The organism is Parasphingopyxis sp., assembly GCF_052168295.1.
Taxonomy (GTDB): Bacteria; Pseudomonadota; Alphaproteobacteria; order Sphingomonadales; family Sphingomonadaceae; genus Parasphingopyxis.
This window is the reverse complement of the sequence record NZ_JBQLZN010000089.1, coordinates 55278-67161: the sequence shown is the minus strand read 5'-3', so window position 1 is coordinate 67161 and position 11884 is coordinate 55278. Positions and strand designations below refer to the sequence as shown.

General features: G+C 57.6%; 5 protein-coding genes. All 5 read left to right on the top strand.

From position 1 onward, the window contains the following. Nucleotides 1-33 precede the first annotated feature (33 nt). The 5 genes from ACTS1Z_RS14545 to ACTS1Z_RS14525 are packed head-to-tail and all read left to right on the top strand — an operon-like array spanning nucleotide 34 to nucleotide 11476. Nucleotides 34-2190: a type I secretion system permease/ATPase gene (locus ACTS1Z_RS14545; RefSeq protein ID WP_442625193.1), complete on the top strand. Its 2157-nt coding sequence runs from the start codon at nucleotides 34-36 to the stop codon at nucleotides 2188-2190. Continuing rightward, entirely contained in the window at nucleotides 2187-3644 is a 1458-nt protein-coding gene (locus ACTS1Z_RS14540; protein WP_442625192.1) for an HlyD family type I secretion periplasmic adaptor subunit, read from the top strand. Before ACTS1Z_RS14545 ends, ACTS1Z_RS14540 begins: the two co-directional genes overlap by 4 nt. After that, nucleotides 3641-4198: a hypothetical protein gene (locus ACTS1Z_RS14535; RefSeq protein WP_442625191.1), complete on the top strand. Its 558-nt coding sequence runs from the start codon at nucleotides 3641-3643 to the stop codon at nucleotides 4196-4198. Before ACTS1Z_RS14540 ends, ACTS1Z_RS14535 begins: the two co-directional genes overlap by 4 nt. 14 nt (nucleotides 4199-4212) lie before the next feature. Next, nucleotides 4213-10977, top strand: coding sequence for a hypothetical protein (locus ACTS1Z_RS14530; RefSeq protein ID WP_442625190.1), 6765 nt, complete (start codon nucleotides 4213-4215; stop codon nucleotides 10975-10977). 13 nt (nucleotides 10978-10990) lie between these two features. Next, entirely contained in the window at nucleotides 10991-11476 is a 486-nt protein-coding gene (locus ACTS1Z_RS14525) for a toxin-activating lysine-acyltransferase (protein ID WP_442625189.1), read from the top strand. Nucleotides 11477-11884 lie beyond the last annotated feature (408 nt).

Sequence of the window (11884 nt, the reverse complement as noted above, 5' to 3'; positions counted from 1 at the left end):
TGAAACCCTGGATAAAGGTCGCGTGGGTCCAAATTGAATAACAATATATCGAGCGGCGCGGGGTCCGACTCAGGCCTTGCATGCCTCATACTCATGGCGAGCCTATTAAACGTTCCGGCAGACCCGTCGCAGTTGGTCCATGAGCGCGGACGCGGCGATGATCGATTCACTGTGCAGGATATTCTGCGCAGCGCCAAACGGCTCAAGATCAACGCTAATGTCAAACGCGTGGCTTTGGACGAACTGATCCGGCAACCATTGCCCGCGATCTCGCAAGCCGTTGATGGTCGCTTCTTCATACTGGGTCGCGTCGAAGAGACCGATGCCGGCCTATCGGCACTTGTCCAGTTTCCCGGTGACGGATCGCCACCCGAGAAGATCGACGAAAACCAACTTGCTGAAATCTATTTCGGCGAACTGATATTCATGACCACGCGCGAGAGCGTTGCGGGGGCGATACGCAAATTCGATATCGCCTGGTTCATACCAGCGCTCGTCAAATATCGCCGATCGCTCCGGGATGTGCTGATCGCATCCTTCATGATCCAGATCGTCGCATTGGCGACACCGATTTTCTTCCAGCTCGTGATCGACAAGGTGCTGGTCCACCAGTCGCTGACGACGCTCAACATATTGGCGATTGGCTTCGTGGTGGTGTCGATTTGGGACGTGGTGCTCTCGGGCCTGCGAACCTGGATGTTCGGGCATACGGCCAACCGCGTCGATACTGAGCTCGGCTCCCAGCTGTTCCGACATCTCATGAACCTGCCGCTCAGCTATTTCGAAAGTAGGCGGGTCGGGGACAGCGTGGCGCGGGTGCGCGAACTCGATACGATCCGCGATTTTCTGACCAACTCGTCGGTCACTTTGGTGATCGACTTCTTCTTCACGTTCGTCTTCCTGTTCGTGCTCTACATCTATTCGCCATTCCTGACGCTTATCGTCGTCATCTCGCTCCCGATCTATATTGCGATCTCGGTGATCATCACGCCCCCGCTCCGCCGCCGGCTGGAGGAAAAGTTCCAGCGCGTCGCCGAGAATCAGGCCTTTCTCGTCGAGAGCGTGACCGGCGTGCAGACTCTGAAATCGATGGCTGTCGAGCCGCAGATGCGCCAGCGTTGGGAACGGCAACTCGCGGGGTACAACAAGGTCGGTTTCGATGTAGTGCGCCTGTCCAACTGGGGTTCGCAATCCGTCCAGCTCGTTTCGAAGCTAACGACGGTCGCTATCCTCTATTTCGGCGCACAGGCGGTGATCGCGGGCGAGCTCTCGGTCGGTGCGCTCGTCGCGTTCAACATGCTCGCTGGCCGCGTCGCCGAACCCGTACTGCGCGTTGCGCAGATGTGGCAGGACTTCCAGCAGGTACGGGTTTCGGTGGACCGGCTGGGCGACGTCCTCAATGCGCCGCCTGAACCCGAGCATGACCCGTCCAAGGCAAGCCTGCCGGCCATTCGCGGTGAGATCGTGTGGGACAAGGTGCGCTTCCGCTATCGCCCGGATGGGCCGGAGGCGCTGCGTGGTATCGATCTCAAGGTCGAGCCGGGCGAGATGCTCGGTATTGTCGGCCCGTCCGGATCGGGCAAGTCGACGCTCACCAAACTCGTCCAGCGGCTTTACGTGCCCGAACAGGGCCGGGTGCTTGTGGACGGTTTCGATCTGGCGCTGGTTGATCCGGCCTGGCTAAGGCGGCAGGTGGGCGTCGTCTTGCAGGAGAATCTGCTCTTCAACCGCAGCCTGCGCGACAATATCGCGCTCTCCGCCCCCACCATTCCGTTGGAAAAGGTAATTGAGGCGGCGACGCTGGCCGGTGCGCATGATTTCATCGCCGAATTGCAGGAGGGGTATGATACGGAAATCGACGAGCGCGGCGGCAACCTCTCGGGCGGGCAGCGCCAGCGCATCGCCATCGCTCGCGCGCTGATCACCGATCCCAAGATCCTGATCCTCGACGAGGCGACATCGGCGCTGGATGCGGAGTCCGAGGAGGTCATCCAGGCCAACCTCAAGAAGATTGCCGCCGATCGCACGGTCATCATCATTGCCCATCGCCTCTCCGCCGTGCGCCAGTGCAACCGGATCGTGACGGTCGAGCAGGGCGCGATCACCGAGATGGGCAGCCATGACGAACTGCTCGCCGCGAACGGCCGCTATGCCGATCTCTATCGCCGTCAGATGGGAGCGATGCGATGACCGCGCCGTCCCAGCAGGAACCTGAGAAGCGCTCGACCGGTGGTTGGCTCGCTAGCCGCTTCCCGTCGCTTGCGCGGCACTGGACGATTTTAAAGACGAGCTGGGCACTGGAAAATGAACGGCAGACCCAGCGTAAGCAGATTGAGAACACCGAATTCCTGCCGGCCGCGCTTGAGGTGATCGAGACACCGCCTAGCCCGGTCGGCCGCAAACTCATCTGGTTCCTCGCCTCGATGGTTGTCGTCGCCCTGCTCTGGGCCTTTATCGGGCGGATGGATATCGTCGCGGTGGCACCGGGTCAGACCATCCCCGTCGGCCGTGTCCAGACGATCCAGGCCAGCGAGCTCGGCGTCGTGCGCGCCATCCATGTCGTCGAGGGCCAGCATGTTGAGGCCGGCGAGTTGCTCGTCGAGCTCGATCCGACCGCCTCCGAGGCCACGGTCGAGCAGACCGAGAGCGCGCTGGCGACCGCCCGGCTTGATGCCGCCCGCGCCCGCGCGATTATCGCCGGGCTGCGCGGCGAGGATGCGGCATTCGTACCGCCCGACGGCGCCGACCCCGCCGTCGTGACGGTTCAGCGGTCGCTCACCATCGCCGCGCTCGCCGAATATCGCGCCCAGCGCCGCGCGCTCGAAAACCGCATCGCCAATGCTGAGGCCGAACGCGCCGCTGCGCGCGAGGCGGAATTGCGCAACGAAGAAACCCTACCGATGATCGAGCGGCGCGCGACCGCCCTGCGCGAGCTGGCGGACAGGGGATTCGCTTCGGAGCTACGCACGATCGAACTGGAGGAACAGGTCGTCGAGCGCCGCCGGAATCGCAACGCGGCGCGGAATAGCGTGCTTGCGGCAAATGCGACCATTTCAGTCTTAAATCAGGAGCTTATGCAGTTGCGTCAGGGATTCTTGCGGGCTACGCTCGCCGAACTTGCAGATGCTGAGTCGCGCATCGCGCAAGCTGAGGGAGAGCTTGTGAAGAGCCGCCAGAGAACGAGCCTGCAGCGCATCCTGGCCCCGGAGTCGGGAACGATCCAGCAATTACAGGTCAACACATTGGGCGGGGTGGTCGAGCCGGCCGCGCCGCTGATGACGCTGGTGCCCGATGCCGGCGGGCTGATCGTCGAGGCGAGCGTGCTCAATCGCGATATCGGCTTCGTCCATGAGGGGCAGGAGGTGGCCGTGAAGTTCGATGCCTTCCCCTTCACCGATTACGGCACCGTGCCCGGCGAGGTGATCTCGATCAGCCGCGACGCGGTGAACCACGATATTCTCGGCCTCGTCTATATGGCGCGCATCCGGTTGGCGCAGGCGAGCATCGAAGCGGGCGGCCGCACCGTCCCGATCACCCCCGGCATGTCCGCCCAAGCCGAGATCAAGACAGGCGAGCGCCGGATCATCGATTACCTGCTGAGCCCGATCGCACGGGCAGTGGATGAAGCCGGGAGAGAGCGGTGAATTTGAATTTCTGGTCACTCTTTTACTTTAAGTCGTACATTCGAATTTGGTTTATTGTAGCAGCCTTGGCCGCGCCAAGTGCTAGTTGTGCTCAATCATCGACAAATCTAGCCCCTAGTGCGCCGCCTAACTCGGGACGCATGATACTGCATTTTGTCGATACCCCAGCCTGTCGGTTGATTGAATCAATTATCGGCCTGCGGAATGCGATTTTTCTTGCTGAGCTTCCGGAAGGTCCGATATCAAGCGATTTCTTTGATCAAATAGTGCTTTCGGATGAAAGAATAACACCTGCCGGATTGATCATTTATACGAATACTCGAGAAGATTTAGGGGATTTTTCAAGCATTCAATTGCAGCCAGCTGAGCCGATGGATCAAATTGAATTCGGAAGCGATCCTCAATCTATATCTGGCTATATTTCTGCCATCAGTATTGCGGAAAATATCATAGAAAGATCAATATACTTTAAAATAAATCATAATGAAAGTTCTGATTTAGTTAGCGAAATATCTCGGCAAAATCGAGCAATAGGATCGGCTTGCGTACGCTGAAAGGTATATAAAGCATGTCTGCATTTGACCAAACGGTAAACGGCGTTACGGCATCCTATATTGGAGCCAATCAATGGAGAATTTTGGCCGATTCTGCTGGATACAGGCCAGAGATCATCATCACAAGTACTGGCACAACACTACTCCATCAATTGGAAGTTGAAGCAATTCTCAGGTCGTTTGTAGATGGAGTTCCATCATGGGCTGGCATCTCGTTGGAGCATTTTGCTGCGACAAATAATGTACTCGAGGTCAAACTATATGACAGCGAGGCTGCAGTCGATGCTTCTAACCAGTATTCTAATGATGAAACTAAGATAACTGCAGGATATGTGGACTGGCATAATAGAACTTCTGCCCCCGGGGACCCGGAAGTAACAGCTCCCCCACCTGGATATGTTCCTCCGCAAGGTTACACCGGCTCAATCTGGATCAACTTACCTAGAAATTTCTTCTACATTGCAAAAAGCGATCCAGCAGCTGGTCTGCTGGTGCAGCGCCAAGTAGATTATTACATCTATCACGAAAGCCTTCATCCAAAATTCGGGCCGCATAATTATGGCACGCTAGGATTACCAACTGAAAGTGTTCTCGACGAGATTAACTATCTAACTTATTTGGACTTATCGGAAAAATATCCCCAATTTTACGGACCCGGAACGGCGTGGCCTGATTTTGAGACATGGGCACGTACTGTCGTTGGCGGTGGATCAACTGGCAATGAGTCACCATTGGTAAAGGAATTTTTTGTCGGTGAGGATGCGGACTACAGCGGACCTCCAGCGATAGCATTCAGGCGATTTGATTTTGAAAAGTTTGCAGTTTCTGGAGCAAGTGTATTTGGGTCGACCCTTGGTCGCCGCCTATTTGGTGATGATCGACTTGCAGGAAGTTTAGCCGGTTCTATCTTATCTCAAATCGCCTCGTCTGCGGTCTCAGAAGTTCTAGGAAACTCGATTAGGCTCGTGGATGAGACGACTCTCTATGTGGATGCTGGAGGGAAAACTCACGAAATCCCGGTTTCAGAGTTTGATGCAATTGAGTCCCTAGGCATCAATATAGCCGGCGCGGGCGCCGGTGCGATCACATCCTACCTCTTCGGCGAGGTGTTCGCCGAACTGGGCATCGACGGTTTCGCAGGCGAGGCTTTGCAGACCGTTACCTCGAGCACGCTTTCGACAATTGCGTCCAACATCGTCAAGGACGCGTTGGGCACGCCAACCGCTTGGGATGCAGGGCTGAGCGGGGCTAACTTCGCCAACATCGCCGGCTCCTTCCTCGGCTCGAAGCTCGCCTCCTTCGTCACCAACTTCGATACGATCGGCGGCCAGATCGGTTTCTCAGTCGGCGGGTCGCTGGGGGCGATTGCTACCTCTTTGCTGATCGGCAAAGCGCCTGCCCTCGTCGCCAACTTCCTCGCTCCGGGCATCGGCACCTTTGTCGGTTCGCTGCTCGGCGGGCTGATCGGCTCGGCGTTCGCGGGGACGCCGGAGTCTGGGGCGCATCTGGCGTGGAACGCCTCGACCCAGCAGTTCGAGATCGGGACGACCTGGGCGGACGACTGGGGCGGGTCGAGCGCGAACCAGGCGGCCGAGGACCGGGCGGTCAATGCCGCAATGACGGCAGGCGACGTGCTCAACCGGATCGTCGACGGGCTCGGTACGACGCTGGCCGATTATCAGAACCCCGACAGCCCGACAATTGCGCAGGGCGCCTATGGGCAGCGTGGCAGCGACTGGCTCTATTGGGGCAATGGCGAGAATAGCCGCACCCATCCGCTCTCGGGTGAGTATGAGACACCGCTGGAGGCGATCAATCACGGTCTGAAAGTCGCGCTAGATACGGTGACTATCCGCGGCGGTGACCGCTATCTCAAGCGCGCGCTCTACAAGAGCATCGAGAATCAACAGGGCGCAGCCGAGCCGGATTTCGCGCAGATCATCGGGGACCTCTCGATAGCGGCGGACCTCTCCTTCTACGAGGACAACCGGCCGCTGATCGACGCGGCGATCGCGCTGGCGCCGCAAAGTGCGCTGGCCCAGGGGTGGGTGCTGACCCTGCTGCGCGGCGCGGAGATGGATCTCGATCAATATTATAAATCCGATTTCTATGGCGGGCTGGGCGGGTTCCTGGACGACTACCCGCTCTCCCCCGATCCCTACCTCACGCCCGGTGATATCGAAGTGGAGTGGGGGCGGTATGGCGACCTCCTCATCAAGCATGAGGACGCCGTGCTGCCGAGCGGCCAACCGGTTATGCCGGGAGCGAATGCGGCATTCTTCAGTCAGGCGCGATGGTCTGTCGTTGAGGGTCCCGGTGGCAACACGGTGACCGCGATGGAAACCGGGCAGTTCGACGGCAATCCGCATGGCGGCGGTTTGCAGCATTCGGAGCTCATCACGATCGACGAAACGAAGACGTATGAATATACGATCTACGTCCGAAAACATGACTTGACCGACGATCGGATCTACTTTGCTGCTTGGAAAGATGCGACCGTAAACGCAGTTACGGGCGCTGTAACCAAATGGCCGAGTTTCGCTAATCTGACGCCGGCGTGGCAGCAGGCTAACCTTAGGGATGACCGATGGTACAAAATAGTGGGCTACATCCTGCCGGAAGGTCAAACAGCCTCCTCGCATGCTGACCTTGGCGGGATTTACGATACGGTAACCGGTGAGAAGGTCGGCGATACGACCACTTATGCGTGGGATCCTAACAGGACGATAGGAAGCACGGGCCTGCGGTTCCTTTCTTGGCATGGGGAGGAGACGCAGGGCTATTCGACGTACTGGCATGCGCCAAGCGTGCGTACTTTGGATGCCAACGGTCGTCCCGGACCCAACATCATGTCCGCAGAAGGGTGGCCGGCCGATCCATTCGAAGTTGCAGCTATCCACGACTTCCGAACCACGATGGGCTATCGCAATATCTACGGTTATGTGACGAGCAATTTTACCGGCACTCACGATAGCGAAATCAAGATCGCCGATACAACCAATGGGGTTGTGATACAGGATACAAGTGCCGCGCCGACTGGCGAAGGGCCAGGCAGTGGTGTCTCTCAACTCAGTGACGATATCTTCATCGGCAATGCCGGGAACGACACACTGCGCGGCTATTATGGCTGGGACTGGCTGGACGGCCAGGGCGGAAACGACACGATCCAGGGCGGCGACGGTAACGACGTACTGTTGGGGCGGGCCGGAGCCGACACGCTCAATGGAGGAAATGACCACGACCGTCTCGACGGCGGCAGCGGCGATGACCAGATCTACGGCGAGAATGGCGACGATATCATCTACTACGATACTGGCGCAGATATTTACGATGGCGGCGCCGGGACGGATACGTTGTCATTCGAGACGCTGGACACGCCCTTTGCGCTGAGCGCTGGCTATCAGCTCAATGTCTACCTTTATAATTCGCCGAGCCAGCGCAGTTATCTTGCCGATGACAATCTGGTCAGTCTGGAGAACCTGACCGGCAGCAAGTTCCACGACCGCCTGCTCGGCAACAACGGTGTCAACATTATCAAAGGTCTTGATGGCGATGACTATCTCCATGGTTTCGATGGTGACGACATTCTGGTCGGCGGGCCGGGCGCTGACATCCTGAATGGTGAGGACGATAGCGACACGGCCTCCTATCGCGACTCCCGGTCGGGCGTCGAGGTAAGCCTGCTCACCGGGGAGGCCAAATATGGTGATGCCGAAGGCGATACATTCACCTCGATCGAGAATCTCGAGGGATCGGAATTCGCCGACATATTGCAGGCCGGAACGGCGTCCGCCACTTTGACGGGCTTGGGCGGCAACGATCTGCTCATGGCCTCGTCAGGGGCGGTAAGCTTCAAAGGCGGCGAAGGCATCGACAGCGTCGAATACACGGATTCCAACGCAGCCGTGACTGTCAATCTGACAACCGGTGCCGGAACGGGCGGTTGGGCGCAGGGCGATACGTTCGACAGCATCGAATGGTTGATCGGCTCAGATTTTGCCGACACTTTTACCGGCACATCCGGTGCCGAACGTTTTCAAGGTGGTCTGGGTAGCGATAACTTTCATGGCGGCGATGGCGACGACAGCTATGTGCTGCACCAAGATTCCGGATACGACTATGTGACCGATACCGGCGGGTACAAAGACTATGTGGTTATCGCCACCGACGTTCCTGTTGGGCATTTGAATGTCAGAAAATCGGGTTCTTCGCTCTATGTGGGCGATGCCGGAGATGGCAATGACGATCGGATCTATATTAACAGCCACTTCAATACATCCGACCCATTTGGCGTACTGAACTATCTGACGTTCGAGAACGGGGCCTCAATCAATCTCTTGGGACTCACCGTCTTCAAATATGGTTGGAGTGCGGCCAATGTCTCGGGCGGACCGGACTCGATCGATGGCGGTAATTTGACCGGTGATTTCCTAAACGGCGGCAACGGCAACGATACGATCTATGCCTACGGCTACAACGACGTTCTGATCGGGGGAGCCGGCAGCGATATCCTTTATGGCGGATCCGGAAGCGACCAGTATGTATTCGGTCTTGGCAGCTATCGGGATTATATTTTTGAGGAAGGCGGCACGGACACGCTGGTAATTGGGGGAGACATTTCTGCCGACGAGCTGTTATTCGAATATGTCGGCGATGATCTGTACGTTGCGTTATATGATCCTAATAACCCGAACGCGGTTGCTACAACCGCGCAGGATCGTGTCAAAATCGTCGGCCAGAAAACCGCTGCCGGCGCGGTCGAATTTCTCCGTGTCGGCCTCCAGAATATCCATCTGCCGTCATACCTTGGTGACATAACGCCGAATTCGGCTCCGCAAGCCCCGTCGGCGCAACAACGGACATTCAATCGGCCGGCTCCGTTTTATGGGGGCACATTGGGTTTCCTGAATGGCGCCTTTGATGCCGAGGGGGATCCGCTAACTTACACGATTACGGGAGTTGCATCGAGCAGCCCTGAGGTTGTTCTGGGCAGTACGTATTTCATCAATAACGGTACCGAACTTTACACGACGACGTATTGGAACATGCAAGCCAACGCGACGACTGTGTTCAATGTTGCGATCTCGGATGGCCAGGCAACAACAAATACGACCGTGACCGTAAACTGGCAGCCGGATCCTGGCGGCGGGCCCTTGTTCCCGATCATTCTCGATCTGGATGGAGACGGCATCGAGCTGACCGATGCCTCTCACGGAACGCTGCAATGGGACGTCGATGAAGACGGTGTGCTCGATCAGCTCGGCTGGGTAGGGGGCGATGATGCTTTCCTGGCCTTCGACCGAGATGGTTCGGGAACCGTCAACTCACTGAGCGAGATTTCCTTCGTCGGCGATATGGAAGGCGCGCAAACGGACCTTGAAGGTTTGCGTGCATTCGACAGCGACCACGATGGCAATGCTGACGGTGTGCTCGATGCCAACGATGTGTGGTTCCATGAATTCTATGTCTGGCAGGACAGGAACCAGAACGCGATCTCGGAAGCCGACGAGATGGTACGCCTGTCCGACAGTGGCATCACATCGATCGATCTGACAGGCAAACCCACTGGGGAAACTGTCGAAAACAACAGCGATAATGTGATCATCAATGTTGGAACGTTTGACCGGGCGGACGGCTCGACTGACCTGTTCGGCGATGTTGCGCTGGGCGTTATCTATGGAGAAACGCCGGGCCGGAGCAGGGCCGCTGATGAGAAGAAGAAAGCCACTCGCCGCGGTGTCGGGAATCTTATCAGCGACCGTAACGGCGGAAAGGATCGGGGTGTCTCCAAGGGCGTAGCAAGCGGCAGCGCAGGTGGGACAACCAAGCCGATCGTTCTTGATCTGGACCGCAACGGTTTTGCGATTATTCCGGTTGGCGAATCCCCGATATTGTTCGATGTAGATAATGACGGCCGCAAGGAATGGACCGGATGGTTCGGACCGGGCGATGCCGTGCTGGCCATCGATGTCGATGGTGATGGAAAAATCGGCGGGGGTGCCGAGATCAGCTTTACACAATATCTGGAGGGTGCGACGACTGATCTGGAAGGCTTGGCGGGTCTCGACACCAACAGTGATGGCATGATCAGCAGCGCGGACGACAGATTTGGCGAACTTCTTGTCTGGCAGGATCGCAATATGGATGGCGTATCGCAGGATAGCGAACTGTTTACGCTAGGAGAGGCCGGTGTCGCCAGCATCGATCTGAACGGCCTTGGCTCTCCGAGCACCGTGGGCGGCAACACCGTGTACCAGAGCGCGTCGTTCACGCGCGAAGATGGAGACAAGGGCGCCCTTGGCGATGTGAGCTTCGGCTTCCTTGAGGTGGATGATGCAACTTTGGCAGCCGGTGATCCTGAGTATGATGCCAGCACACCGCCCCTGGCGGATGACGGTGTGACAATGCCCGTTGATCCGAGATATCCGGGATGGCCGGACGTTGGCGGTTTGCGGAATGGGCTCGGCTATGTCGGACCCGATGCGCTGGAACGTTTTGTCAGCATGACGAGTCAGCAATACCAGCCGGTGGAGCCTGAAAGCAGCTCGGGTCTCGCACCACAGCCGCTAAGCAAAGATGAAACAAGTGCGGGAATATCACTGACTGTCCAGCAAAATCCAGGTTTCGATGCGGGCGCCGCCGATTTACAGAGAATGCAGCATCAGCTGATCGCAGCGCTCAGCCAATATGAGGATCAGGGCATGGGTACGCTTGGCAGCGGCCAATGGTATGCGATGCAGCGTGATCGCTCGCTCGCCATGGCGATAGCCCATCGCTAGACCGGAGATTGAGTTGGACAATCAGGGAATAACCGTCAGCCACTTACTGGGCGAGGTGACGTGGTTGTTCACGCAATCGCCCATTCACAAGGCCTTGCCGATCGCGGCGTTGGATTCGCTTGCCATGCCGGCGATCCTGAACGAACAGCTGTTCGTGTTCCGTGACGGAGATCGCCCCGTGGGCGTTGCGCTTTGGGCTTATTGTAGTGAAGCGGCGGAGAAAAAATTGCATGCAGGCGTTCTGACGAAGGGCAATATGTTGACGCTCGACGATTGGAAATCGGGCGATAAATTGTGGCTGGTCGACCTGGTTGCGCCGTTCTCAAACGAGCGGAACCGGCAGGCCGATATTATGATGGCCGACCTCGTATCGGGACCGCTGAAGGGCAAGGCATTCAGCTATCACCGGATCGACAAGACCGGAAAACGCGAAGTGGTGGAAGTTGCCGCCGATGCCGGGGAGCAGCTGGCCGCGGCCATCAAGGCTGCGAGTCACTGAGATGTTAGGACGGTCATCTTGGCTGATCTTGATCACTGCTATCGCTCTGCAGGGTTGTACAACGGTTCAAACGAGTTGCGCGGGCGGACCGCTTCGACTCTCAGATGGCCGGGCCGCGCAGTCCGTCGAACCATTGGAAGCGGCCGAGAATGTCTTGAGTTTTAGGCCCACAAGCGAACTGTCCTGCCTGGCGATGGAGGGCGGCCAATATGCGCAGTTCATAATGGGTCATGCCTACGAAAACGGGATCGCGGTTCAACGCAGTTTAGGTTTGGCCGCCGACTTTTATCGGATGGCAGCACGCGATCGGATAGGCTCGCGGGCGGTGTATTCAGCACCCATCGGATCGGAAAGTGCTGGTACTACGATAATGATCCCGGGTCAGGTCATTTTGCATGGTTTGCCGGA